This window comes from Variovorax sp. LG9.2 (genome assembly GCF_035018885.1).
Taxonomy (GTDB): Bacteria; Pseudomonadota; Gammaproteobacteria; order Burkholderiales; family Burkholderiaceae_C; genus Variovorax.
On sequence record NZ_JASJXB010000001.1, the window covers coordinates 320,137 to 344,349 of the forward strand.

Sequence of the window (24,213 nt, forward strand, 5' to 3'; positions counted from 1 at the left end):
GTCGGCTGAATTAGTGTGAAGCGCGCCTGTACGCCGGATTCTGTGTACCGGCGTTCTTGCGAACCCCGGCATGACCGCCATTACTCTGGGCCGTTTGTCGCCAAACAGCTCGATGCCACCTACCCGCCAGCTCAGCGGAACCACCTCGATACTGGCCTACTTGGTGTTGCTGCGCGCAGAGATTGCCCGTTTCACCCGGATCGGGGTTGCCCCTTCACCGACTCGTCTCTGTTGCTCTGATCCTCACCTCGCGGTGGAGAGCCGTTAGCTCCTGCGCTGTCCTGTGCAGTCCGGACGTTCCTCCAGTGCCTGGTTTCCCAGATTGCACCAGCGGCGGTCCAGCGTGCTTCACGCAGCGATTATCGCCACAATGATCCTCCGCACAGATTCCGCAAATCAACGAAGGAGACACCCATGAAAGCCGACACCATCCTCGCCACCATCGGCAACACGCCGCACATCCGCATCCAGCGCTTGTTCGGCAACCTCGCAAAGCCGGGGCAGCAGGTCTGGATCAAATCGGAGCGCGCCAATCCCGGTGGCTCCATCAAGGACCGCATCGCCCTCGCGATGGTCGAAGACGCGGAGAAATCGGGTGCGCTCAAGCCCGGCGGCACCATCATCGAACCGACCTCCGGCAATACCGGCATCGGCCTTGCCATGGTCGCAGCGGTCAAGGGCTACAAGCTGATCCTGGTGATGCCCGATTCGATGTCCGTCGAGCGGCGTCGCCTCATGCTGGCCTATGGGGCGACTTTCGATCTGACGCCACGCGCCGGCGGCATGAAGGCCGCCATCGCCCGCGCCGAAGAACTGGTCGCTGGCACCCCGAATTCGTGGATGCCGCAGCAGTTCAACAACCCGGCCAACGTCGAGGTTCATGTGCGCACCACGGCCGAAGAAATCGCCGCCGACTTTCCCGGTGGCATCGACGTGTTGATCACCGGCGTCGGCACTGGCGGCCACATCACCGGCGTCGCCAAAGTGCTGAAGGCGAAGTGGCCGAAGCTGAAGGTGTTTGCAGTCGAGCCCGTCGCATCGCCAGTGCTCTCCGGCGGCAGTCCGGCGCCGCACCCGATCCAGGGCATCGGTGCCGGCTTCGTGCCGAAAATCATGGACATGACGTTGATGGATGGCGTGATCCAGGTCGATGCCGAACCGGCCCGCGAGATGGCGCGCCGCAGCGCCGCAGAAGAAGGCACGCTGGTGGGCATTTCGTCCGGCGCCACGCTCGCCGCCATCGCGCAAAAGCTGCCCGAACTGGCAGCCGATGCCGTGGTGCTGGGATTCAACTACGACACGGGCGAGCGGTATCTGTCGGTGGAAGGCTTCCTGCCCGCGCTTCCGGGTTGAAGTTCAACGTCGCTGGCGCGCTCACGGCGGGGGTGCCGCCCGCCCTGCGTCGATCTCAGACAGCCGCTACCAGTTGGCGGCGATATAGGCACCCAGGTCGGTGGTGCACCGTGTCACCGCCTTGGCCCGCTCCTCGCGCAAGTGCTGCCAGCCATCGACCTGCCAGGCGGCCCACCCCAGCGGTTCCGACACGTAGCCACACACCACCGGGCCCTTGAAGGTTCGGCCCAGTTGGGCGCCGAACTTGAGACGATAGAGATCGTCGCCGGAGGCAATGTTCTCGTACACCAGCTGCCAGCCGGTCGGGTTCAGCGCGGTCCCCAAGTCCTTGGGTATCTGCGAGGCGTCTGCAATTTCTTCGGGAGTCGATCCATCGGTCTTGGCCACTGCGACCGCCTCGATCGCGCGACGTGCGTAGAAACGCGTCGCCATTCGGCCGAGGCCGTTCGCGACGTCCTGGCTCGCGGGATTCGCGGAGACGGGATCATTCGCGAGTTCCGGCATCTCATCCCCGGCCAGCTCGTCCTTGGAGAAGCCCTGCACGGCGGCGCCGCGTGTCAGTGCGATCAAGGCGATATTGAGCGCGACCTGCGCCGCTACATTGTTGACGGTGTTTTGCCGGCGCACGACACGCAGCCGCTCGATGCCCGGTTTGTACATGCCGCGGTTGAACACCACGCGGGTCACGATGGGCGAATCGTCCGAGGTGTCGCTGGCCAGGACGGCCAGCCGCTGCTCCTGGACTGCGAGCGCCGTGGCCATCGCAGCAAGCCGATCGGCCGATGGAGGCGGTGCGGGCTTGCGCGTGCCGCAGGCCGCGAGCGTCAAGACAATGGCGACGACAAGGGCGCAGCGAGGAGCAGCGCAAGAGGGAAAGGAGCGTGTGTGTGACATGGGCAGGAATTGTCCGAGGCCCCGGTCCCTGTGCTCAGCGTGCGCCTGCGCAGTCGGTCACGCTTCCCCAAGGTTTGTTCGGCACCCGGTCGAGTGCACGCCTCCACACGCTCGCACGACTCGTCGTGCGCACCTCGCATGAGACTGGCCTATATTCACGCCCTGCTTGATGAACACGAGCCTTTACGATGATCCGACTTTCAGAACTCAAATTGCCGCTCGGGCACGCCGAAGAGGCGCTACCGGAACTGGTGTTCCGCACCCTAGGTGTCGCGTCCACCGACATCGCCACTTTCAACGTCTTCAAACGCAGCTTCGATGCTCGCAAGGTCGACCTGCTCACGGTCTACATCGTCGACGTCGCGCTGGTCGACACGGAACGCGAAGCTGCTCTCCTCGCGCAGCACGCGGCGCATCCGCACATCCAGCCTGCGCCCGACATGGTGTGGCGCGCGCCGTCTCATGCGCCGGCCGACATGCCGCTGCGCCCGGTGGTCGTCGGCTTTGGGCCGTGCGGCATCTTCTGTGCACTGGTGCTGGCGCAGATGGGCTTTAAACCCATCGTGCTGGAGCGCGGCAAGTCGGTGCGACAGCGCACCCTCGACACATGGAAACTGTGGCGCAAGGGCGTGCTCGATCCGGAGTCGAACGTGCAGTTCGGCGAAGGCGGTGCCGGTACGTTTTCGGACGGCAAGCTCTACAGCCAGATCAAGGACCCGCGCTTTCTCGGCCGCAAGGTGATGGAGGAATTCGTCAAGGCAGGTGCGCCGCCCGAGATCCTCTATGTCGCGCATCCGCACATCGGCACCTTCAAGCTCGTGAAGGTGGTCGAGACGATGCGCGCAGAAATCGTCGCGTTGGGCGGCGAGATCCGCTTCGAGCAACGCGTGGCGGACGTGCGCATCGAAGACGGCCACATTCGAGGCCTGTCGGTGCTCGATCGGGCCACCGGTGCGACCAATGAGCTGCGTGCCGACCACGTCGTGCTGGCGCTCGGCCACAGCGCGCGCGACACCTTCGAGATGCTGCATGCGCGCGGCGTGCACATCGATGCCAAGCCGTTCTCGATCGGCTTCCGCGTCGAGCATCCGCAAGGGCTGATCGATCGTGCACGCTGGGGGCGGCACGCCGGTCATCCGCTGCTCGGTGCGGCGGACTACAAGCTGGTGCACCACGCGAGCAACGGACGTGCGGTCTACAGCTTTTGCATGTGCCCGGGCGGCACGGTGGTCGCGGCAACCAGCGAGCATGGGCGCGTGGTCACCAACGGCATGAGCCAGTACTCGCGCAACGAGCGCAATGCCAATGCGGGCATCGTGGTCGGCATCGAGCCGCGCGATTTCCCGGGTTGGACTGCCACTGAAAAGGGCGACGCGTTGGCCGGCATGGTGCTGCAACGCGAGCTCGAATCCAACGCCTTCGTGCTCGGCGGCAGCGACTACCGCGCACCCGGTCAACTGGTCGGCGATTTCGTCGCGGGCAAGCCATCGAGCGCGCTCGGCAGCGTGACGCCTTCATACCAGCCGGGCGTGACGCCGACCGATTTGCGCGGAGCCCTGCCCGCTTATGCCATCGAGGCGATGCGCGAGGCGTTTCCGGCATTCGGCCGCAAGATCAAAGGCTTCGACCTGCACGACGCGGTGTTGACCGGCGTCGAGACACGCACCTCGTCGCCCATCCGCATGACGCGCGGCGACGACTATCAGAGTCTCAACGTGCGCGGGCTGTATCCGGCCGGCGAAGGGGCTAGTTATGCGGGCGGGATTCTGTCGGCGGGGGTGGACGGCATCAAGGTTGCCGAGGCAGTCGCGCGTGGCGTGCTCGCGACCTCGAACTGAACCCACGTCACTGAAATTGCAGCCGAAGCCTTCAAGGCCAACGAACAAAAGACCTCACGAAAGCGAAAAGATGATCGAAGACGACTTTCACTACTACGAACCCGCCAACGGTCACAGCCTGCCGCACGATCCGTTCAACGCCATGGTCGGTCCGCGACCGATCGGCTGGATCTCGTCGAAAAGCGCGGCGGGCGTGTTGAACCTCGCGCCCTACAGCTTCTTCAACGGCTTCAACTACACGCCGCCGATCATCGGCTTCTCGAGCATCACCGCGAAGGACAGCCTGCACAACATCCGCGAAACCGGAGAGTTCGGGTGGAACCTGGTAACACGGCCGCTGGCGGAGCAGATGAACCTGTCGTGCGCTTCGGTGCCTGCCGATGTCGACGAGTTCCAGCTTGCCGGCCTGACACCCGTGGCATCGCGAAAGATCGACGTGCCCCGCGTGGCTGAAAGTCCGGTGTCTTTCGAGTGCAAACTGACACAGATCGTGCAACTTCAAGCCGCCGATGGCACCGCCATTTCGAGCTGGCTGGTGCTCGGCGAAGTGGTCGCGGTGCACATCGCGCGGCGGCTGTTGAACGATGGCATCTACGACACCGCGGCGGCCGAGCCGATACTGCGTGGCGGCGGTCCGGCGGACTACTTTGCAGTGACCGCCGACAATCGCTTCCTGATGCGCCGTCCGCGCTGATCCGAGACAACCGATTTTTCTTGCAAGCGACCCCATGACCGAAGACGCCATCCAGACCGAACCCACCGCGGTGAACACGCCCGTTGCGCCGGCCCAAGACACGACCGCCGCATCCGAGGGCGCCCCATCGAACGCAGCGACGGAACCCAACGAGCCACGCCGCAACTCGCGGCCGCCGCGCTCTGGTCGAGGTGGGGGCCAAAGGCCGACCGCCGGCCAGGAACAGCAACAGCCAGGGCGGCAACAGGGACCGCAAGGGCAACGCGGTCAGCAGCCACACCAGGGCCAGCGCGACCAGCGCGCGCCCCGTCCGGCGCGCCAGGTGCATCCGGTTTTGGAGCAGCTGTTCGAACTGCACCCCAAGCTGTTCGGCGCCCGCTTCCTGCCGCTGAAGCTCGGCACGTACGAAGACCTGATAGCGCGCCATCCCGACACCTTCAAGACCGAAGAGCTGAAGGTCGCGATGGGTCTGCATGCCCGCTCGACCCGCTACCTGGAGAGCGTCGCTGCCGGCCATGCGCGCCACGACCTCGACGGCAATGCGGTCGAGCCAGTTGCGCCAGAGCATGTGCACCACGCGATCCTCGAAGTGTTCAAGCGCCGTCAAGCCCGCTCGAAAGACGATCTGCGTCCGCAACTGCAGGAACGGATCATCGCGGCGATCGAAGCTTCGGGGATGCCGCGCGAGGTCTATGCCGAGCGAGTGCGAGCACGTGACGCGGGCGCCAATGCGGCGCTCGATGAAGCGCTGGCCGAGCTCGGTCGTCAGGCCGCCAAGCGTGAAGCGCTGCTGCGCGCGTTCGAAGCCAGCGGCAAGGACGAAGCAGGGTTCGCCGACATGTACGGCATGGACCCAGTCGAAGTAAAGCGAATCCTCCAACGCGCTCGCAGCGACAAGGCTGCGGAGGCGGAGCGTGCTGCGGCTGCGGCGGCTGCCGCTGCTGAAGCTGTTTCAGCTGCTGAAGCAGAAGCAGAAGCAGAAGCAGAAGCAACGACGAATGCTGTGCCGTCCGACGATGCGAAAGATGCTGGCCACGCCGAATAGAGATCCGGCGATCCAGTTAAAAGAGCCGGCAAGAGGTTGCCGGCTCTTTTCGTTTTGCAGAGGAGACAGCGGGGCGTGTTCGGGGACATGAGCGGAAGGGGTACGCCAGACGCTATCCCCGCACTCAAAGTCTCAAGCCTTGGCGTTCTGCAGCGCAGCGATGCGCTCTTCGATCGGCGGATGCGTGGCAAACAGCTTGCCGATGCTGCCGGTGATGCCCATTGCCTCGACCGACTTGGGCAACTGGCCCGGAGGCAACCCACCCAGCCGTGCCAACGCATTCATCATTGGTTGCTTCCTGCCCATCAAGCTGGCTGATCCTGCATCCGCGCGAAATTCTCGGTGGCGCGAGAACCACGCGACGACGATCTGCGCGGCGAAGCCCAGCACGATGTCGAGCACCAGCGTCGTGATCATGTAGCCGATGCCGGGCCCGGAATTGCGGTCATCGCCGCGTCGCAGAAAGCTGTCGACGGCGTAGCCGATGACCCGCGACAGGAACACGACGAAGGTGTTCATCACGCCCTGGATCAACGCCATCGTGACCATGTCGCCATTGGCCACGTGTGCGATCTCATGGCCGATGACGGCCTCGACCTCTTCGCGCGTCATGTTCGTCAGCAGGCCGGTCGACACGGCGACCAGCGACGAATTCTTGAACGCGCCCGTGGCGAAGGCGTTGGGCTCGCCTTCGAAGATGCCGACCTCGGGCATGCCGATCTTGGCGGTGTCGGCGAACTTGCGCACCGTCTCCACGATCCATGCTTCATCGGCCGACTGTGGGTTGTTGATGATGCGGATGCCAGCCGTCCACTTGGCCATCGGCTTGCTGATGAGCAGCGAAATGATCGCCCCGCCAAAGCCCATCACCAGCGCGAAGCCGAGCAGTGCGGGCAGGTTAAGCCCGCTGGATGTCAGGTAGCGGTTGAAGCCGAGCAGGCTCGACACGACGCCCAGCACCGCGACGACCATCACGTTGGTGAGCACGAACAGAAGAATGCGTTTCAAGTTGATTTCTCCGTGGGGAAAGAAGGCGACAACAGACCGCGACAACAAACCGGAAGATGGGAGCCGAAACGTCCCGCTTCAAGCTTCACGCCCTGCGAGCGCAATGGTTTTAAAGGCGCCGGCCCTGTTTGTTGGTTGCTTCTTCTCGGGGTCGGAAGGGACGAAAGATGTCCGGGTCATCATAGAAGGAAAAGTTCTCGTTATCGACCCACCAGCCCGGTATCCCGAGCACCGGCAAAGGCACGAAAGGCTTGGTGGCCAAGTGCGCCGGATCGAGCGCACGCGCTATCGCGGCATCGTCGGCTCCGATCGATCGGGTCGAGTCGAAAGCGCCGGGCGCGAGCAACACGTGGGCCGTCATTCCCTTGCGCGGTCGACACAGCTTGTCTAGCAGCGCATGACCAAACACGAGCAACCGCGCCTCTTGCCACGCCGCACGTTCGGTGACAAAAAGTCGTTGCCAGTCGCGCGCCAGCAGCGCTTCCCACACCGCAGGCGGCGCATCGAGTACCGCGCCGTTCTCATCGAACAGCGTGAGCGCATCGCGCAATGGACCGCGCGCTGCGCCGACGCCGGCGCGTTCGATTTCAGCCGCCTGCAATGCGTTGAGACGCTTCTTTGTCAGCGGGAATGCGAGCCAGATGAGCCCATTGAAGAAATCGTGCAAGTTGTTGCGCGTCGGCACGGTACCGGTCTCGAAGATGTGCGCTTCGTAGGCACGATCGGGTGGCAGATGGCTTTGCGGCACGAAGGCCGGAGCGCAGAGCCCGCCCATACCGCCAGTATCGATCGGCATACCGAACGAGACCGCTTGCAACGCCTGCGCCACGGAGGTTTTCTGCGATGACTGCGCCACTGCCTGACCGATGTCGCGACAGTGCGCCAACCAGGGACGGGCCCAGTCGACCCCGGACAGGTTCAGCGGGTCGGGCCGCCGGTCCATCGAATCCGGTCCGGGTGCTGCAGCACGACGAACTCGTCGGTGAGCTTGTCGAAGAGCTTGAGCGAGCTGCCGTGCTTGCCGAGCAGTCCTGCGGTGCGCAGCGCCTTCGCGACATCGTTGAGCGGCACGTCGGTTCCACTGCGCAGCGCAGGCGCGGCGTTCAGGATGAACTCCGCCGCCTCGGAAGGTGCGGACACTTTCACGGGCGCGTTCTTGCGGGCGGCGGAACGGCTCGCGGTTTTGCGGGGCGCTGCGGGCGCACGTGGAGCGACTGGTGTGCTCTGTGCGTTCGGTGCAGGCGACGTAGCTCGGGCAACCGGGAGTTCGTCGGCCTGCGATGCCTCGTCGGAAAACTTGGCAGCCGAACGGTTCGACGCTGCCTTTCGCGCTGGTTGACGCGGAGCTGCAGCCGCGCGTGGAGCCGCGGCCGGCGCCACACGCGTTGTCGCCGACGACGCACTCTTGTGCGCCAGGTCGATGAACTCGTCGTACACGCCAATCGTCTCTTCGCCCGTCTTGCCCTGCTGTCCGATGCCACACACGCGGCAGCCTTTTTCGCGCAGGCGGATCACTAGCGGCGCGAAGTCGGAGTCGGACGACACCAGCACGACGACGTGCGGGCGTTCGGCGATGACCAGGTCGATGGCATCGACCGCGAGTGCGATGTCGGTGCTGTTCTTGCCGGCCGAGATGTTGACCATCGGCCGCACCGACAAGCGCTTGAACAGCGCCTGCTGCTTCAGCGCGGTCTCGGCGTTGCAATAGGCGCGGCGCACGTGAATGGCGCCGTACACGGCCATCGTGCGTTGCGCGGCCTGCTCGATGACATCGGACGAAACGTTGTCGGCGTCGATCAGCAGCATGACGCGGGGAGTGGGGGTCATGCGAGCTTCCAGTTGAGGGTTTCGCCGCCGCGCAGTGGCTTCACCGTGGCCTCGCCGTACGGTACTTCTTCCGGCACGGTCCAGGGCTCGCGCTTCAGCGTGATGGTGCCGGCGTTGCGCGGCAGGCCATAGAAATCCGCGCCGTGAAAGCTGGCGAAGCCTTCGAGCTTGTCGATGGCGCCGACGGCGTCGAAGGCTTCGGCGTACAACTCGATCGCAGTGAGCGCGGTGTAGCAGCCGGCGCAGCCGAAGGCGTTTTCTTTCAGGGTCGCAGCGTGCGGTGCGCTGTCGGTCCCGAGAAAGAAGCGGTCGCTCCCGCTGGTCGCTGCTTCGACCAGTGCCACGCGATGCGTTTCGCGCTTGAGCACCGGAAGGCAGTAGTAGTGCGGGCGAATGCCACCGGTGAAGATGGCGTTGCGGTTGTAGAGCAGGTGATGGGCGGTGATGGTGGCGGCGGTGAATCGATCGGCATCGCGAACGTAATGCGCGCCCTCTTTCGTCGTCAGGTGCTCGAATACGACCTTGAGCTCGGGCATGTCGCGCCGCAACGGGATCATCACGCCATCGATGAAGGCCGCCTCGCGGTCGAACAGGTCGATGGCGGGGTCGGTCACCTCGCCATGGATCAGCAAGAGCAAGCCGTGCTTCTGCATGGCCTCGAGCGTCTTGTAGGTGTGACGGATGTCGGTCACTCCTGCATCGCTGTTGGTGGTGGCGCCGGCCGGGTACAGCTTCAGCGCGCGCACGCCGGCTTCGGCCGCCCTTGCGATTTCGTCGGGCGGCAGTTTGTCGGTGAGGTAGAGCGACATCACCGGCTCGAAGTCGACGCCGGCCGGCACTGCCGCGCGGATGCGGTCGCGGTATGCGAGCGCCTGCTCGGCCGTGGTCACGGGAGGGCGCAGGTTGGGCATGATGAGTGCGCGGCCGAACTGGCGTGCCGAGTGCGGCACCACGGCTTCGAGCGCGGCGCCGTCGCGCACATGCAGGTGCCAGTCGTCGGGACGCGTGATCGTGAGGGAGGAGATGCTGGTCATGGTCCGGCATTGTCGTCTGGCCTTGTCCCGGAGCGAGGTACGCCCGGCACGGAACCTGCTCGAGCGATGCACTTTCAAATCGACTACCGATTCAGCGGTATCCAGATTCAATGACAACCAAGTCCACACGTCGGGCAGCACCACCCGCATCGCCGCCGCCTGCCGCGGCGCCCGCGCCGGACTCCGACCCACTCTTCAACCAGTCGCTAGAAAAAGGTCTCGCGGTGCTGCGCGCTTTCGACGATGCGCATCGCACCATGACGCTGGCCGAACTCGCCGAGCGCACCGACATGAGCAAGGGCTCGGCGCAGCGCACGGTGCACACCCTGCAGGTGCTGGGCTACATCGGCAAGCATCCGCAGACGCGGCGTTTTCAGCTGCTGCCGCGCACCATCGAGCTCGGCTTCAATTACCTGGCAGGCAATGCGCTCATCAAGATCGCGCACCCGTACCTGTCGCAGCTGGCGAACGCGAGCGGAGAGACCGCAAGCGTGACCGAGCCTGTCGGCGCGGAGATGGTCTACGTCGCGCAGCTCATGACATCGAAGTTCATTCCGGTGCTGACGCCCGTCGGCATGCGCATTCCGATGTACTGCACCAGCTCGGGCCGGGCGTGGCTCAGCAGCTTGCCCGACGACCAGGTGCTGGCGCTGTTGCAAATGGCGCCGCGCCCGGCTCGCACCCCGTCCACGTTGACCGACATCAAACCCATCATGGCGCGCATCGCCGAATGCCGTCGCGTCGGCTACGCGACCAACGCCGAAGAACTCTTCCTCGGCGACATGGGCATCGGCGCACCGATCCTCAACCGACAAGGCGACGCGTTGGGCGCGGTGCACCTGTCGCCGCCGACCAGCCGCTGGACCATGGAAGACGCACGCAAGAAGCTCGCGCCGATGGTCATCGAATGCGCCCGTGCCATCGCGAGCGCTATCGCTCACTGAGTCGCCGCACCGCACCCGTTCGCATCGCGCACCAAATTGATTCTTCAATATCGACTATCGATTTCATCAGGACGATTCGATTGGCATGTCGCTTGCTTGAACAAAGGCATTCCGAAACTCAAAGGTCGCTCTTCATGAACACCCCCACTTCGCCGACCCGCATTGCCGCACCACGCTGTGGCCTCGGCCATGGCTTCGGCGTCCGCTCGGGCGCGCTGCTGGTAGCCGCGCTGTCGCTCATCAGCACTGCAGTGCTCGCCCAGGAAAAAGTCATGCGCATCGCCATGACGGCGGGCGATATTCCGCGCACCTCGGGCCAGCCCGATCAAGGTTACGAAGGCAATCGCTTCACCGGCATTCCGATGTACGACAGCCTCACGCAATGGGACCTGACGTCGGCCACCAAGGCCAGCGTCGTGATTCCCGACCTGGCGCTTTCGTGGGCCGTCGATGCCTCCGACCGCACCAAGTGGGTGTTCAAGCTGCGCCCCGGCGTCAAGTTCCACGACGGCTCGCCCTTCAATGCCGACGCCGTGGTGTGGAACGTCGACAAGGTACTTCGCAAGGACGCACCCCAGTTCGACCCCGCGCAGATCGGTGTGACCGCATCGCGCATGCCGACGCTGCGCACTGCCCGCAAGATCGACGACCTGACGGTCGAACTCACCACGTCGGAGCCCGATTCGTTTCTGCCGATCAACCTCACCAACCTCTTCATGGCCTCGCCCGTGCAGTGGGAAAAGAAGCTGGCCGCACTGCCCGCCACCGTGACCGACAAGGCCGAGCGCAGCAAGGCCGCGTGGACCGCTTTTGCCGCCGATTTCTCCGGCACCGGCCCGTTCAAGGCATCGAAGTTCGTGCCGCGCGAACGCCTTGAAATCGTGAAGAACCCGGACTACTGGGACGCCGCCCGTCGCCCCAAGATCGACCGCGTCGTGATGCTCCCGTTGCCTGAGGCGAGCTCGCGCACCGCAGCGTTGTTGTCGGGCCAGGTCGACTGGATCGAAGCCCCCGCACCGGATGCGCTCGAAGCCATCAAGGGCCGCGGCTTCAAGCTGTACTCCAACCTGCAGCCGCACCTCTGGCCATGGCAGTTCTCGATGCTCCCGGACTCGCCCTTCGCCGACAAGAAGGTGCGCTACGCCGCCAACCTGTGCCTGAACCGCACCGCCATGAAAGAGCTGCTCGGCGGCCTGATGGTCGAGGCCACCGGTGTGGCCGAGCCCGGCAATCCGTGGCGCGGCAACCCGACCTTCCAGATCAAGTACGACCCGGCCGCCGCCAAGAAGCTGATGACCGAAGCGGGCTACTCTGCGAGCAAGCCGGTCAAGGTCAAGGTGCAGACCTCGGCATCGGGCTCGGGCCAGATGCAGCCGCTGCCGATGAACGAATTCATCCAGCAAAGCCTGAAGGAGTGCTACTTCGACGTGCAGTTCGACGTCGTCGAATGGAACACGTTGTTCTCCAGCTGGCGCCTCGGCGCGAAGGACCCGGGCGCCCACGGTGCGCACGCCACCAACGTGAGCGCTGCGACCATGGACCCGTTCTTCGCGATGGTCCGCTTCGTCAGCACCAAGGCCTTCCCGCCGGTGTCGAACAACTGGGGCTACTTCAGTAACCCGGAAGTCGATGCGCTGGTCGACAAGGCCCGCACCACCTTCGACGAGAAGCAGCGCGACGTGGCACTGGCCAACCTGCACGCGAAGATCGTCGACGAGGCCCCGTTCCTGTTCGTCGCTCACGACGTCGGACCGCGCGCGCTGTCGCCGAAAATCAAGGGCGTGGTACAGCCGCAGAGCTGGTTCATCGACCTGGCAACGATGAGCATGGATTGAGCTCGCCCCCAGCTCGCGGCGCCCCATGATTTCTTATCTCTTGCGCCGCATCGGCTACGCCCTGCCCATCATGCTGGGCGTGTCGTTCCTTTGCTTCATGCTGGTGCACATCGCGCCGGGCGATCCTCTGGTGTCGATCCTGCCGGCCGATGCCTCGGCCGACCTGCAGCAGCAGATGATGAAGATCTACGGCTTCGACAAGCCGTGGCCGGTGCAGTTCGGCCTGTGGATCTGGCGGGCCTTGCACGGCGACCTCGGCACCTCCATCGCGACGGCGCGTCCGGTCACGCAGGAGGTTTTCAAGGCTGTTGGCAACACCTTCATGATCGCCGCGCTGGCGACGCTCATCGGCTTTGCCTTCGGTTCGCTGTTCGGCTTCGTCGCGGGTTACTTTCGCAAGTCGTGGATGGACCGCGCGGCCTCTTTCATCTCGGTGATCGGCGTCAGCCTGCCGCACTACTGGCTCGGCATGGTGCTCGTCATCATCTTCTCGGCCAAGCTCATGTGGCTGCCGGCCACCGGCGCCGGGCCTGACGGTTCTGCGCTGTGGAAGTGGGACGTTGAACACATCAAGTTCCTCATCCTTCCCGCCGTCACCATGTCGTTCATTCCGATGGGCATCGTCGCGCGCACCGTCCGTGCGTTGGTGGCGGACATCCTGTCGCAGGAGTTCGTGATCGGCCTGCGTGCGCGCGGGCTGAGCGAATTCGGCGTGTTCAGGCACGTCGTCAAGAACTGCGCACCAACGGCCCTCGCGGTCATGGGCCTGCAGCTCGGCTACCTGCTCGGCGGATCGATATTGATCGAGACCGTGTTTGCCTGGCCGGGCACCGGCTTTCTGCTGAACCAGGCGATCTTCCAGCGCGACCTGCCGCTGCTGCAGGGAACCATCCTCGTGCTCGCACTGTTCTTCGTTGCACTCAATCTGCTGGTCGACGTGTTGCAGACCTTGTTCGATCCTCGCATCGAGAGGGCCTGAAGCCATGTCGACGACTTCTGTCACCGCACCTGGCTCCCCGACGGCCGGCACACTGCCGGTCCAACTCACCCACGCCGTGCGCTCCGCCAGCCACGGCGCCAATGTCTTGCGCCGCCTCGTGCGCAATCCGATCGCGATGACTGCCGCCGGCATCATCGCGCTGCTGATCCTCGTCGCACTGCTGGCGCCGTGGATCATGCCGAGCGACCCGTTCGCGACCTCGATGTTCAAGCGCTTGCGGCCGGTCGGCACGGCCGGCTTTCCGCTGGGCACCGACGAGCTGGGGCGCGACATGCTGTCGCGCCTGATGCTCGGTGGCCGACTCTCGCTCTTCATGGGGATCGCGCCGGTGATCATGGCTTTCGTCATCGGCAGCGGCGTCGGGATCCTGGCCGGCTATGCGGGCGGCAAGGTCAACACCGTCATCATGCGGTGCATCGACGTGCTGTATGCCTTTCCGTCGGTGCTGCTGGCCATCGCGCTCTCGGGCGCGCTCGGCGCCGGCATCACCAACGCGCTCATTTCGTTGACCGTCGTGTTCGTGCCGCAGATCGCCCGCATCGCAGAAAGCGTGACGACGCAGGTGCGGCGCAGTGACTACGTCGATGCGGCGCGCGCATCCGGTGCGCCGGCCTTCACGATCGTGCGGCGGCATGTTTTCGGCAACGTGATTGGGCCGATCTTCGTGTACTCGACCAGTCTCATTTCAGTGTCGATGATCCTGGCTTCAGGCCTGTCGTTTCTCGGCCTCGGCGTGAAACCGCCGCAACCCGAATGGGGCCTGATGCTCAACACCCTGCGCACTGCCATCTACAGCCAGCCGCTCATCGCTGCACTTCCCGGCGTGCTGATCTTCATCACCTCGGTGTCGTTCAACATGCTGGCCGATGGCCTGCGCGCGGCTATGGAGGTGAAGCAATGACTAAGGCCGGCAGCAATGCCGACGTCGGCGGGCCGCGCCAGCCGCTCATGCGCGTGCAGGACCTGAAGAAGCACTTTCCGCTGAAGCGCAGCGGGTTCGGGTTCGGCCGCGGTCCCAAGCCGGCCGTGCGTGCGGTCGATGGCGTGAGCTTCGAAATTCTCAAAGGCGAAACGCTGGGCGTGGTCGGCGAATCCGGCTGCGGCAAGTCGACCACCGCACGCATCCTGATGCAGCTCATCGTGCAGGACAGCGGCGAGCTGGTCTTCGATGGCGCGACGGTCGGCGCACGCGATCTGCCGTTGCGCGACTTCCGGCGCCAGACGCAGATGGTGTTCCAGGACAGCTACTCGTCGCTGAACCCGCGCATGACGATCGAGGACTCGGTCGCCTTCGGGCCGACGGTGCACGGCGTGTCGGGCCGCGATGCGCTCAACCGCGCGCACGACCTGCTGGCGCGCGTCGGGCTCGACCCGGCGCGTTTCGCGGGGCGCTATCCACACGAGCTGTCGGGCGGTCAGCGACAGCGAGTGAACATCGCGCGTGCGCTGGCGCTGGAGCCGCGGCTGGTGATCCTCGACGAGGCGGTGTCCGCCCTCGACAAATCCGTCGAAGCGCAGGTGCTCAACCTGCTCGAAGACCTGAAGCGCGACTTCGGCCTGACCTATCTCTTCATCAGCCACGACCTGCACGTGGTGCGCTACATGTCGGACCGCGTGCTGGTGATGTACCTCGGCCAGGTGGTCGAGATCGGCACATCGGCGCAGGTGTTCGATGCGCCGCGCCATCCGTACACACGGGCGCTGCTGCGCTCGATGCCGAGCGGCGATCCGATGCAGCGCACGACGGAGGCGCCTTTGTCGGGCGATCCGCCGAACCCGATCGATCCACCATCGGGTTGCCGCTTTCACACGCGATGTGCGTTCGCGCAGGCGGTGTGCAGCCAGAAGATGCCGGCTTTTGCAGAGACGGCGCCGGGCCATGGCGTGGCGTGCTTGCGCTGGCAGCCGGGCTCGGGTTATGTGCCGACGGCGGACTTTCCGGACATGCCGGAACCCGCGGCGCTGCATGCTGCGACAGCCGCGACAGCCGCAACAGCGGAGCCGGCGCATGTCTGACGCATCGACCAAGGTCGCCGGCCTCGCCGTCGAACTCAAAGACCTGCGCGTCAACTTCATCGCACCCGGAAAAAAGATCGAGGCCGTCAACGGCGTCGACCTGCAGCTGCAGCAAGGCGAAGTCGTCGCGCTCATCGGCGAGTCGGGCTCCGGCAAAAGCGTCACGCTGCGCACCGTGATGCGGCTGCACAACGAGCGCAGCACACGCATCACCGGCAAGCTCGAAGTCAACGGGCAAGACGTGCTCGGTATGAGCCCACGCGCGCTGTCGGACATGCGCGGCAAAGAAGTCGCGATGATTTTCCAGGAGCCGTTGCTCGCGCTCGACCCGGTCTACACGGTCGGTGCACAGATCATCGAAACGATTCGCCGACACGACGGTGCGAGCCGGTCCGAAGCGGCGGCACGTGCGCTGGCGCTGTTCGAGAAGGTGCGCATCCCGAGTCCGCAAAGGCGCCTCTCGGCCTACCCGCACGAGATGTCCGGCGGTATGCGCCAGCGCGCGATGATCGCGCTGGCGCTCGCCTGCAATCCGAAGGTGCTGCTGGCCGACGAGCCCACTACCGCACTCGATGCCACGGTGCAGATCCAGATTCTTTTGCTGTTGCGCGACCTGCAGCGCGACCTGGGCCTGTCGGTCATCTTCGTCACGCACGACATCGGTGCGGCGGTCGAAGTGGCCGACCGCATCGCGGTGATGTACGCCGGCCGCATCGTCGAAGAAGGCACTGCACGCGACCTCATCCTGACGCCGCGGCATCCGTACACGATCGCGTTGCTGAAGAGCCGCGCCGAAGGTGCGATGGCGCGGGGCGTGAGGCTGGAGACGATCGGCGGTGCGCCACCCGACCTGTCCGATTTGCCACCCGGCTGCGCGTTCGCCGCGCGCTGTGCGCTGGCGACCGAAGCCTGCCGCACCGCGCAGCCGCCGTCGATCGAAGTCGCACCGGAGCATCATGCGCGGTGCATCCACACGGATCGGGCGGCGGCGATTGCGCCTGTTGCGCCTGTTGCCGTGTGATTTCCAAAGGAGACTAGACCATGCCACTGCACGACCCTGCCCACGCCTTCGTTCCCTATCCCGATGTCGCCGTGCCGCGCGCAGCCACCGGCCCGCTCGCCGATCTCAGCTTCGCGGTCAAAGACCTGTACGACGTGGCCGGCTACCCGACCGGCGGCGGCAGTCCGATCGTGCTGGCGATGTCCGGCATCAAGACGCGCACTGCGCCGTCGGTGCAGAAGCTGCTCGATGCCGGTGCACGCTTCGTCGGCAAGACCGTGACCGACGAACTCGCGTTTTCGATGAACGGCAACAACGCGCACTTCGGTGCACCAATCAACGGTGCCGCGAAGGACCGCATCACCGGCGGCTCGTCGTCCGGCTCGGCCTCGGCGGTGTCGTCGAGCCTGTGCGACTTCGCCCTCGGCAGCGACACCGGCGGCTCGGTGCGCGCGCCGGCGAATCATTGCAACCTGTACGGCATCCGACCGACGCACGGCCGCATCAGCCTCGAAGCGGTACTCGATCTTTCGCCGAGCCTCGACACGGTGGGCTGGTTCGCGCGCGACGTCGGCACCTTCGCGCGAGTGGGTGAGGTGCTGTTGGGTGACGATGCACACCCGCTGCCCGACGCCGTTCGCATGCTGTGGCCCGAAGACATCTGGGCAATGCTCGACGCGCCGGTGGTCGAGGCGCTCGACGAGGTAACGAAGCAGGTTCAGTCGGTGCTCGGGCAAGTCGAGCCCGTGGAGATCGCGCTCGAGTCATGGGACGCGATGTACTGGAACTTTCGCTACGTGCAAGCGCGCGAAGCATGGCTCACCGATGGCCCGTTGATCGAGCGCTACGCGCCGCCACTCGGTCCCGGCGTCACCGAGCGCTTCGCCTGGTCACGCGATGTCACGGACGAACAAGTCAGCAAGGCCCGCGTCTTCCGTACCGCCTTCAAGACCAAGCTGACCGAGCTGCTCGGCAATGACGGCGTGCTTCTGATGCCGACGATGCCCGACATTGCACCGCTGCGCGCGGCCACCGACGCAAGCCTCGAGGACTACCGCAACAAGGCGATCCGCATGCTGTGCGTTGCAGGGCTCAGCGGCTTTCCTCAGTTGTCGATGCCGCTGGCAAAACGCGATGGCGCACCGCTGGGCATTTCGTTGCTGGGACCGGCGGGCTCGGACCGGTCGTTGATTGCACTGGCTGAGCGCATCGCGACATAGCGAGCACTTGACGGGAAGGTCGTCAGCGCCATGACGCCTCACGAACTTAACCAGCCCACGTCACGCTAACGGTCGGGTTCACCTCGGATACATCGCAATCGACCGTGGCAGCGACTCGCTCCACCACGACGAAATCCCCCGCGTCTACAGCCAACAGCGCGTGATGCCATGTACCCGGTGCGAGCATGACCCCTTGACGACCATCGGTGACAAAGGCGGTCAACGCATTGGCACTCGGCGCCGCACCCGCCCGAGCGACCACGATCACGAAGCGTCTCTGACCACCCATCGGCACGAAGGTCTGGCTGCCGAGTGCGTGCCGTTCCATCTCCGTCACCGCATGTGGAAAGCTGCGGGCCTGTGCTCGGAACAATGCGAGCACGGGCCGCCCGCCGTCGGCACCCAAATGCAGATCGTCGATCAGATCGAAGCGGCGCGTCGTACCGCCGTTGATGAGCCGACCACCCTCGAAGTCGTCATGCACCGCGATCATCGTGCCGTAGGGCGCGAAGCCGTCGGCGGTGAGCGGCTGCGCGATCAGTTTCATGCAGCGATGCCGGCCTGGTCGAGCATCGCGTGCAGCAGCACGTTGCAACCCGCGGCCAGATGCTCGGGCTTGGCGTCTTCGATCTCGTTGTGCGAGATGCCGTCCTTGCACGGCACGAAGATCATCGCCGCCGGCGCGACGCGGGCAACGTACACAGCGTCGTGGCCGGCGCCGCTCACGATGTCCTGATGCGCGAGCCCTGCGCGCGCGGCGCCGTCGCGTACTGCGCGCACCAGCTGCTCGGCGAACTTGACGGGCGGAAAGTACACCGTCTGCGCCACGGTCACCTCGAGTCGGCCATCGACTCCGAGGGCAGCGCAGGCTTTGCGCAAGGCGGCGTCCATTCGGCTCAACCCTGCGTCGTCCGGATGACGAAAATCGACAGTGAAGGTCACACGCCCCGGAATCACGTTGCGCGAGTTGGGGTGTACCTGAACGTAGCCGACGGTGCCGCGGCCGTTGGGTTGCTCGTTCATCGCGATGTTGTTGACGGTCTGCATCAATCCGGTGGCGCCCTGCAGCGCATCGCGGCGCAAGCCCATCGGCGTCGGGCCCGCATGGGCTTCCTGGCCGGTCACGACCACGTCGTACCAGCGCTGGCCGAGCGCACCCGTCACCACGCCAAGCGGAATGTCGGCGTCTTCGAGCACCGGCCCTTGTTCGATGTGGGCCTCGAAGTACGCGCCGAAGCGCGGTGCGCCGGCCTCCACCGATGCCGCATCCTTGCCGTCGAAACCGATGCTTTTCAACGCGTCGGCCACGGTGACGCCCTCGCGGTCGGCGGCGGTCAAGGCGTGGTCGAGCGTGAAGGCGCTGGCATAGACACCCGAGCCCATCATCACCGGCACGAAGCGCGAGCCCTCTTCGTTGGTCCAGACGCAGATCTCCAGCGGCGCCACGGTGCGTATGCCAGCGTCGTTCAGCGTGCGCAACACCTCGAGCCCCGCCAGCACGCCGTAGTTGCCATCGAACTTGCCGCCGGTCGGCTGCGTGTCGATGTGGCTGCCAGTGGCCACCGCCGGAAGCGATGCGTCTTGCCCCGCACGGCGCGCGAAGATGTTGCCGATGGCGTCGACGCGCACCGTGCAACCGGCCTCGGTCGCCCACTGCACGAACAGTTCGCGCCCCTGCCGGTCGAGATCGGTCAGCGCAAGACGGCACACGCCGCCCTTGTCCGTCGCACCGATTTGCGCGAGCGTCATCAGCGATTGCCAAAGCCGCTCCGAGTCGATGGCGATGGAGGCAGCGGGGGTAGCAGAAGTGGCGGAGGCAGCGAGCGTCGGAAAAAGTGTGTCGGTCATAAAGATTAAGCAGCAGAAACCGTGCCGACAACTGGCATCGAAAGCAACCATGATCCCGCAAAACAGAAGCCCCGCACAGCGGGGCTTTTTGTTGGTGAGACACCGCGGAACCGGCTCCGCCGGGCCGCTGGTGTCGCCCCCGGCAGGGGGTGGGAGCAGCGACACGAAGTGCGCAGCGACCTGGGGGCGAGCTAGTGCTGCAGGATCTTGTTCAAGAAATCCTTCGTCCGCGGCTGACGGTTCTCAGGATGGCTGAAGAACTCGTCCTTGGCGCAGTCTTCCAAGATGCGGCCGCCCACGTCGATGAAGATCACGCGGCTCGCAACCTTGCGGGCGAACGCCATTTCATGCGTCACGACCATCATGGTCATGCCTTCCTTGGCGAGCGTCACCATCACGTCGAGCACCTCACCGACCATCTCGGGGTCGAGGGCGGACGTCGGCTCGTCGAACAGCATCACGATCGGGTCCATGCTCAGCGCGCGGGCGATCGCCACGCGTTGCTGCTGTCCACCGGAGAGCTGGCCCGGGAACTTGTCCTTGTGGACCATCAAACCCACGCGGTCGAGCATCTTCATGCCGCGCGTCTTGGCTTCGGCAGGGCTGCGGCCCAGCACCTTGATCTGCGCGATCGTCAGGTTCTCGGTCACCGACAGATGGGGGAACAGTTCGAAGTGCTGGAACACCATGCCGACCTTGGAGCGAAGCTTGGGAAGGTTCGTCTTGGGGTCGTGAAGGGCAATACCGTTGACGGTGATCTCGCCCTTTTGAAAAGGCTCGAGTGCGTTCACCGTCTTGATAAGCGTCGACTTGCCGGAACCCGACGGGCCGCATACCACCACCACGTCGCCCTTGGCGATGTTGACGGAGCATTCGTTCAGCACCTGAACCGGGCCGTACCACTTGGATACGTTCTTGATTTCGATCATGTTTTCAGACATCTTTTATCTCCAGGTCAGCGAATGATGGCGATCTTCTTGTGCAGCTGCTTGACGCAGAAGGAGAGCGCATAGCACAGCACAAAGTAAACGACGGCAGCGAGCAGATAGGCCTCGACCGGTCGACCAAAATTTTTGCCCGCCGTTTCGATTCCCTTGAGCAAGTCGTAGGCACCGATGGCGTAGACCAGCGAGGTGTCCTGAAACAGGATGATGGTTTGCGTGAGCAACACCGGCAGCATGTTGCGGAAGGCCTGCGGCAATACGACCAGCTTCATGTTCTGGCCATATGTCATGCCCACCGCCATTCCGGCATGCACTTGGCCACGCGGAATCGATTGGATGCCGGCGCGCATGATTTCACTGAAGTAAGCGGCTTCGAACGCAACAAACGTAATCAACGCTGATAGCTCAGTTCGATGTTCCAAGCCCCAACGCCCAAACGTTGAATAGAAAGTTGCGGGGACCAAAAGGAAGAATCCCAAGATCACCATCACAAGCGGAATGCTGCGCATGCCGTTCACGTAAATCGCAGCAGGTACGTCGAGCCATGCCTTGCCGGACAAACGCATGAGCGCTAGCAACGTGCCCAAGATAACTCCACCAATGGTCGCTATCACCGTCAGGATCACACTGAAATACAGCCCGTGCAGAACGAAAGAACTGATGACGTCCCAGTTGTAGAAGGAAAGATCAAGATTGCCCATGATCAATGTCCTCCGCCGCTTGTCGAGACCACAAAGCCTGGGATACGAACTCGCTTCTCGATAAACGACATGATTCGATTTATCGCAAATGCGGAGACGATATAGAGCCCAGACACTGCAATAAACATCTCGTAAGGACGTGAAGTTTCTTCGGTTGTCTGGATGAAAAACATAGTCAATTCAGAAATCGAGATGGCAAACGCCACCGACGAGTTCTTAAAGATGTTCATAGCTTCGCTGGTGAGCGGCGGCAGGATGATCCGGTAGGCCATTGGCAGCAGAACGTAGCGGTAGTACTGCGGCGTCGTGAAGCCGACCGCCATGCCCGCGTAACGCTGTCCCTTGGGCAACGCCTGAACACCGGAGCGAACCTGCTCGGCGATGCGGGCCGAGGTGAAGAAGCCCAGTGCCAGCACCACCAGCACGAAGGGTGGCACGCCCTTCATGACAGGAATCAAAGCCGGGATGACGTGATACCAGAGAAAGATCTGCACCAGCAGCGGAATGTTGCGAAAGAGCTCGACCCACGCGTTGCCCAGTCGAACCAGCCAGGGGCTGTCGGGCAAGGTGCGGATGATGCCGATCAGCGAGCCCATGACGAGCGCGACGATCAACGCCAATATCGAGACGGACACGGTCCAGCCCCAAGCGGAGAGCATCCATTGCAAGTAAGTAGGGTACTTGCCACCCGGGTCCGTCAAGAAGACCTGCCAATCCCAGTTCGATCCCATCGAAGCGCTCCTGTTCCTCGTTCATTGTTCTGACGCGCCGTATTGAAAAACGCCCACCGAAAGGGTGGGCGTGGCGCGATGTTTCAGGGGATGCGAATTACTTCTTCGCGTAGTCTTCCATTGGCTTGTCGTTCGGGTTGGCCCACGCTGCCTTGGTCGCGTCGGAAAGCGGCAGGCCGATCTTCACGTTGGCGGGCGGAATGGCCTGAATGAACCACTTGTCCCACAGCTTGGCGAGCTCGCCGCTCTTGATCTGCGCCTTGATGCTGTCGTCCACTGCCTTCTTGAACGCAGGGTCGTCCTTGCGGATCATGATCGCGATGGGTTCGACGCTCAGCACTTCGCCGACGATCTTGTAATCGGAAGGCGTCTTGGCCTTGGCGATGTTCGACGCCAGGATGGACCCGTCCATCACGAAAGCATCTGCGCGGCCCGATTCGAGCAGCAGGAAGCTGTCGGAATGGTCCTTGCCGTAGAGCTCCTTGAAGTCGATGCCGCCAGCGCGTTCGTTCTTGCGCAAGGTCTGAACCGAGGTCGTGCCCGTGGTCGTCGCGACGGTCTTGCCGTTCAGGTCCTTGATGGACGTGATGCCCGAATTTGCCTTGACCGCGATGCGCACTTCTTCGACGTACGTGGTGACGGCAAATGACACATCCTTGGCGCGCGTGGCGTTGTTGGTGGTCGAGCCGCACTCGATGTCGACGGTGCCGTTTTGCACCAGCGGCACACGGTTCTGCGAAGTGACCGGCTGGTACTTGGTTTCGAGCTTCTTGCCCATCGTCTTTTCGAGGTCTTTGATGATGTTGGCGCAGACGTCGTAATGGAAGCCCGTGTACTGCCCGTTGCCCAGCGTGTACGAGAGGCCCGACGATTCGCGAACACCTTCCGTGATGCTGCCTGCTGCCTTGATCTTGGCCAGCGTGTCGTTGGCCTGTGCAAATGCCCCACCTGCGAGCAGCATCGAGATTGCCGTCACCACTATTTGCTTTTTCATTTAATCCACTCCTGAAAGAAAACCGAAAGAAAACCAACTAAATTTTAGGCATTCACGTTTTCGGGAACACCCGGGCCAACCCGGTGCACAGTGCACCACCGCCAGCCTTGCCCATCGCCGTTCGCATCGCCTTGGTGCGGTCAGGCGGTACTCAGTTGATCACAAACAACTAAGCAGTCTTTGTGCCTGCACACACGCTGAAGGAAATTGGCACCACTGTAGGACGAGACGCAACCAGGGCCAATGCCATTTGCGGGCCTCGTTATGCGCATCCCTCATGATTTCTGCGCGCCCTGAACATCACGGCGCCGGCTGCCGCGACACCAGATACGCCCAGAGCGCGTCGGCCGCCGTCTTGGGTTGCACGCTCGCCTCGGCAGCGGCTTTGCCCCGGCCGGTCTTCGCCGCTGACGGTGCGGTCGGCGTTTCGCGGTAGGCCCGGATTTCCATCGTGACTTCGAGCGTGTCGATCTCGGGCGGCAAGGCGCTGACCAGCTTGCGCGCGCGCACTTCTTTTCTTACCGCGCTGTAAGGCAAGAAGGCGATGCCATGGCCTTCGAGCGCCATCGCCTTCAAACCTTCGGCCATGTCGGTTTCATACACACGGTCGAGATGGATCGGCGTCGCCGAACTCTTCAGCAACTGGTCGACCATGCTCCCCAGATAGGCCCCCGGCGCGTAACCCAGATACGGCAACGGCTGCCCAGGCCGGCCCGGCAGGCGCCAGCGCGGCGCGCCATCGGCGTCGGGCTTGACCCACGGCGCCATGACCTCTTCCCCCAGGCTCACCTGCTCATACCGATTGGCATCGAGTTGCAGCGGCAGCGACGGATGTTGATAGGCGATGAGCAAGTCGCAACTGCCTTCGACCAGCCGAAGCACCGCGTCATGCACGTTGAGCGCGATCAGCCGGCTCTTGAGCGGCCCGAACTCCGAGCGCAGGCTGGTCACCCAGGCCGGAAAAAAAGTGAACGCCAGCGTGTGCGGCACGGCGAATTCGATGACGTCGTGCGCCGCCGCCGAATGGCCGCGCAGCATGGCGCGGGTGCTCTGCAGGCCCTGCAGCATTTCGATGGCCTGGCCATACAAAGTCTGCCCCGCAGGTGTCAGCCGCGTGGGGTACGAGGTGCGGTCGACGAGATCGGTACCGGCCCATCCCTCCAGCGCCTGGATGCGGCGCGAGAACGCCGGTTGCGTCACGTGCCGCAGTTGGGCGGAGCGGCTGAAGCTGCGGGTTTCAGCCAGGCTGACGAAGTCTTCGAGCCACTTGGTTTCCATGGAAGCGGA

General features: G+C 64.1%; 23 protein-coding genes and 1 other RNA gene. 11 read left to right on the top strand and 13 right to left on the bottom strand.

Translation table 11 applies throughout. The features are described from left to right. Positions 1-13: 13 nt before the first annotated feature. Positions 14-350: RNase P RNA component class A (gene rnpB, locus QN413_RS01430), an RNA gene on the bottom strand. Between the two features lie 64 nt (positions 351-414). Here rnpB and cysK point away from each other — a divergent pair. Continuing rightward, entirely contained in the window at positions 415-1,353 is a 939-nt protein-coding gene (gene cysK / locus QN413_RS01435; RefSeq protein ID WP_323494889.1) for a cysteine synthase A, read from the top strand. Positions 1,354-1,419: 66 nt separating this feature from the next. On the opposite strand, the gene QN413_RS01440 is transcribed toward cysK, so the two are convergent. After that, positions 1,420-2,247, bottom strand: coding sequence for a hypothetical protein (locus tag QN413_RS01440; protein ID WP_323494890.1), 828 nt, complete (start codon positions 2,245-2,247; stop codon positions 1,420-1,422). Between the two features lie 188 nt (positions 2,248-2,435). Here QN413_RS01440 and QN413_RS01445 point away from each other — a divergent pair, with 188 nt between their 5' ends. The 3 genes from QN413_RS01445 to QN413_RS01455 all read left to right on the top strand — a co-directional run bounded on the left by QN413_RS01445 (position 2,436) and on the right by QN413_RS01455 (position 5,824). Beyond that, a complete protein-coding gene (locus QN413_RS01445) occupies positions 2,436-4,085 on the top strand; it encodes an NAD(P)/FAD-dependent oxidoreductase (RefSeq protein ID WP_323494891.1) in 1,650 nt (549 codons plus the stop codon). A gap of 70 nt (positions 4,086-4,155) precedes the next feature. Next, positions 4,156-4,779 carry a flavin reductase family protein gene (locus QN413_RS01450; RefSeq protein WP_323494892.1) on the top strand — a complete coding sequence of 208 codons (624 nt, stop codon included), beginning with the start codon at positions 4,156-4,158 and terminating at the stop codon, positions 4,777-4,779. 34 nt (positions 4,780-4,813) lie between these two features. Continuing rightward, positions 4,814-5,824: a ProQ/FINO family protein gene (locus QN413_RS01455; protein WP_323494893.1), complete on the top strand. Its 1,011-nt coding sequence runs from the start codon at positions 4,814-4,816 to the stop codon at positions 5,822-5,824. Positions 5,825-5,956: 132 nt separating this feature from the next. Here QN413_RS01455 and htpX read toward each other — a convergent pair whose 3' ends face one another. From htpX to pyrC, 4 genes are all read right to left on the bottom strand, one after another. Then, on the bottom strand, positions 5,957-6,832 hold the full coding sequence (gene htpX / locus QN413_RS01460) for a protease HtpX (RefSeq protein ID WP_323494894.1): 876 nt from the start codon (positions 6,830-6,832) through the stop codon (positions 5,957-5,959). Positions 6,833-6,941: 109 nt separating this feature from the next. After that, positions 6,942-7,775 (bottom strand): DUF3025 domain-containing protein, encoded by an 834-nt coding sequence (locus tag QN413_RS01465; RefSeq protein ID WP_323494895.1) that lies wholly within the window; start codon positions 7,773-7,775, stop codon positions 6,942-6,944. Further along, a complete protein-coding gene (locus tag QN413_RS01470; protein WP_323494896.1) occupies positions 7,751-8,659 on the bottom strand; it encodes an NYN domain-containing protein in 909 nt (302 codons plus the stop codon). The genes QN413_RS01465 and QN413_RS01470 overlap by 25 nt, the downstream gene beginning before the upstream one ends. Then, complete coding sequence (gene pyrC / locus QN413_RS01475; protein ID WP_323494897.1) at positions 8,656-9,693, bottom strand: dihydroorotase; 1,038 nt, start codon at positions 9,691-9,693, stop codon at positions 8,656-8,658. Before pyrC ends, QN413_RS01470 begins: the two co-directional genes overlap by 4 nt. Before the next feature lie 110 nt (positions 9,694-9,803). On the opposite strand from pyrC, the gene QN413_RS01480 reads away from it, so the two are divergent. The 7 genes from QN413_RS01480 to QN413_RS01510 all read left to right on the top strand — a co-directional run bounded on the left by QN413_RS01480 (position 9,804) and on the right by QN413_RS01510 (position 17,708). After that, positions 9,804-10,637 carry an IclR family transcriptional regulator gene (locus QN413_RS01480; RefSeq protein ID WP_323494898.1) on the top strand — a complete coding sequence of 278 codons (834 nt, stop codon included), beginning with the start codon at positions 9,804-9,806 and terminating at the stop codon, positions 10,635-10,637. A gap of 134 nt (positions 10,638-10,771) precedes the next feature. After that, positions 10,772-12,472 (top strand): ABC transporter substrate-binding protein, encoded by a 1,701-nt coding sequence (locus QN413_RS01485; RefSeq protein WP_323494899.1) that lies wholly within the window; start codon positions 10,772-10,774, stop codon positions 12,470-12,472. Positions 12,473-12,497: 25 nt separating this feature from the next. Continuing rightward, positions 12,498-13,451, top strand: coding sequence for an ABC transporter permease (locus QN413_RS01490; RefSeq protein WP_323494900.1), 954 nt, complete (start codon positions 12,498-12,500; stop codon positions 13,449-13,451). Positions 13,452-13,455: 4 nt separating this feature from the next. Beyond that, on the top strand, positions 13,456-14,373 hold the full coding sequence (locus QN413_RS01495) for an ABC transporter permease (RefSeq protein WP_323494901.1): 918 nt from the start codon (positions 13,456-13,458) through the stop codon (positions 14,371-14,373). Next, positions 14,370-15,488: an ABC transporter ATP-binding protein gene (locus QN413_RS01500; RefSeq protein WP_323494902.1), complete on the top strand. Its 1,119-nt coding sequence runs from the start codon at positions 14,370-14,372 to the stop codon at positions 15,486-15,488. The genes QN413_RS01495 and QN413_RS01500 overlap by 4 nt, the downstream gene beginning before the upstream one ends. Then, positions 15,481-16,509: an ABC transporter ATP-binding protein gene (locus QN413_RS01505; RefSeq protein WP_323494903.1), complete on the top strand. Its 1,029-nt coding sequence runs from the start codon at positions 15,481-15,483 to the stop codon at positions 16,507-16,509. The genes QN413_RS01500 and QN413_RS01505 overlap by 8 nt, the downstream gene beginning before the upstream one ends. Before the next feature lie 20 nt (positions 16,510-16,529). After that, positions 16,530-17,708, top strand: coding sequence for an amidase (locus QN413_RS01510; RefSeq protein ID WP_323494904.1), 1,179 nt, complete (start codon positions 16,530-16,532; stop codon positions 17,706-17,708). Between the two features lie 46 nt (positions 17,709-17,754). Here QN413_RS01510 and QN413_RS01515 read toward each other — a convergent pair whose 3' ends face one another. From QN413_RS01515 to QN413_RS01545, 7 genes are all read right to left on the bottom strand, one after another. Beyond that, positions 17,755-18,255, bottom strand: coding sequence for an ureidoglycolate lyase (locus QN413_RS01515; protein WP_323494905.1), 501 nt, complete (start codon positions 18,253-18,255; stop codon positions 17,755-17,757). Continuing rightward, a complete protein-coding gene (locus QN413_RS01520; protein WP_323494907.1) occupies positions 18,252-19,556 on the bottom strand; it encodes a Zn-dependent hydrolase in 1,305 nt (434 codons plus the stop codon). Before QN413_RS01520 ends, QN413_RS01515 begins: the two co-directional genes overlap by 4 nt. Positions 19,557-19,747: 191 nt before the next feature. Then, on the bottom strand, positions 19,748-20,485 hold the full coding sequence (locus QN413_RS01525; protein WP_187054872.1) for an amino acid ABC transporter ATP-binding protein: 738 nt from the start codon (positions 20,483-20,485) through the stop codon (positions 19,748-19,750). A gap of 26 nt (positions 20,486-20,511) precedes the next feature. Then, the gene (locus tag QN413_RS01530; protein WP_323494908.1) at positions 20,512-21,201 is read right to left on the bottom strand and encodes an amino acid ABC transporter permease; all 690 of its coding nucleotides are present in this window, start codon (positions 21,199-21,201) and stop codon (positions 20,512-20,514) included. Between the two features lie 2 nt (positions 21,202-21,203). Then, positions 21,204-21,932 carry an amino acid ABC transporter permease gene (locus tag QN413_RS01535; protein ID WP_323494909.1) on the bottom strand — a complete coding sequence of 243 codons (729 nt, stop codon included), beginning with the start codon at positions 21,930-21,932 and terminating at the stop codon, positions 21,204-21,206. A gap of 97 nt (positions 21,933-22,029) precedes the next feature. Beyond that, complete coding sequence (locus tag QN413_RS01540; protein WP_323494910.1) at positions 22,030-22,926, bottom strand: transporter substrate-binding domain-containing protein; 897 nt, start codon at positions 22,924-22,926, stop codon at positions 22,030-22,032. Positions 22,927-23,226: 300 nt separating this feature from the next. Beyond that, positions 23,227-24,204, bottom strand: coding sequence for a LysR substrate-binding domain-containing protein (locus QN413_RS01545; RefSeq protein WP_323494911.1), 978 nt, complete (start codon positions 24,202-24,204; stop codon positions 23,227-23,229). Positions 24,205-24,213: the final 9 nt, after the last annotated feature.

Excerpts from the sequence above, each read along its gene's own strand:
- QN413_RS01485 (WP_323494899.1), top strand. The coding sequence starts at position 10,772 with ATGAACACCCCCACTTCGCCGACCCGCATTGCCGCACCACGCTGTGGC.
- QN413_RS01465 (WP_323494895.1), bottom strand. The coding sequence starts at position 7,775 with ATGGACCGGCGGCCCGACCCGCTGAACCTGTCCGGGGTCGACTGGGCC.
- QN413_RS01540 (WP_323494910.1), bottom strand. The coding sequence starts at position 22,926 with ATGAAAAAGCAAATAGTGGTGACGGCAATCTCGATGCTGCTCGCAGGT.
- QN413_RS01545 (WP_323494911.1), bottom strand. The coding sequence starts at position 24,204 with ATGGAAACCAAGTGGCTCGAAGACTTCGTCAGCCTGGCTGAAACCCGC.
- QN413_RS01440 (WP_323494890.1), bottom strand. The coding sequence starts at position 2,247 with ATGTCACACACACGCTCCTTTCCCTCTTGCGCTGCTCCTCGCTGCGCC.
- QN413_RS01480 (WP_323494898.1), top strand. The coding sequence starts at position 9,804 with ATGACAACCAAGTCCACACGTCGGGCAGCACCACCCGCATCGCCGCCG.
- QN413_RS01530 (WP_323494908.1), bottom strand. The coding sequence starts at position 21,201 with ATGGGCAATCTTGATCTTTCCTTCTACAACTGGGACGTCATCAGTTCT.
- QN413_RS01505 (WP_323494903.1), top strand. The coding sequence starts at position 15,481 with ATGTCTGACGCATCGACCAAGGTCGCCGGCCTCGCCGTCGAACTCAAA.
- QN413_RS01535 (WP_323494909.1), bottom strand. The coding sequence starts at position 21,932 with ATGGGATCGAACTGGGATTGGCAGGTCTTCTTGACGGACCCGGGTGGC.
- QN413_RS01510 (WP_323494904.1), top strand. The coding sequence starts at position 16,530 with ATGCCACTGCACGACCCTGCCCACGCCTTCGTTCCCTATCCCGATGTC.
- QN413_RS01515 (WP_323494905.1), bottom strand. The coding sequence starts at position 18,255 with ATGAAACTGATCGCGCAGCCGCTCACCGCCGACGGCTTCGCGCCCTAC.
- QN413_RS01500 (WP_323494902.1), top strand. The coding sequence starts at position 14,370 with ATGACTAAGGCCGGCAGCAATGCCGACGTCGGCGGGCCGCGCCAGCCG.
- QN413_RS01490 (WP_323494900.1), top strand. The coding sequence starts at position 12,498 with ATGATTTCTTATCTCTTGCGCCGCATCGGCTACGCCCTGCCCATCATG.
- QN413_RS01455 (WP_323494893.1), top strand. The coding sequence starts at position 4,814 with ATGACCGAAGACGCCATCCAGACCGAACCCACCGCGGTGAACACGCCC.
- QN413_RS01525 (WP_187054872.1), bottom strand. The coding sequence starts at position 20,485 with ATGATCGAAATCAAGAACGTATCCAAGTGGTACGGCCCGGTTCAGGTG.
- QN413_RS01470 (WP_323494896.1), bottom strand. The coding sequence starts at position 8,659 with ATGACCCCCACTCCCCGCGTCATGCTGCTGATCGACGCCGACAACGTT.
- QN413_RS01520 (WP_323494907.1), bottom strand. The coding sequence starts at position 19,556 with ATGACCGACACACTTTTTCCGACGCTCGCTGCCTCCGCCACTTCTGCT.
- cysK (WP_323494889.1), top strand. The coding sequence starts at position 415 with ATGAAAGCCGACACCATCCTCGCCACCATCGGCAACACGCCGCACATC.
- pyrC (WP_323494897.1), bottom strand. The coding sequence starts at position 9,693 with ATGACCAGCATCTCCTCCCTCACGATCACGCGTCCCGACGACTGGCAC.
- QN413_RS01445 (WP_323494891.1), top strand. The coding sequence starts at position 2,436 with ATGATCCGACTTTCAGAACTCAAATTGCCGCTCGGGCACGCCGAAGAG.
- QN413_RS01495 (WP_323494901.1), top strand. The coding sequence starts at position 13,456 with ATGTCGACGACTTCTGTCACCGCACCTGGCTCCCCGACGGCCGGCACA.
- QN413_RS01450 (WP_323494892.1), top strand. The coding sequence starts at position 4,156 with ATGATCGAAGACGACTTTCACTACTACGAACCCGCCAACGGTCACAGC.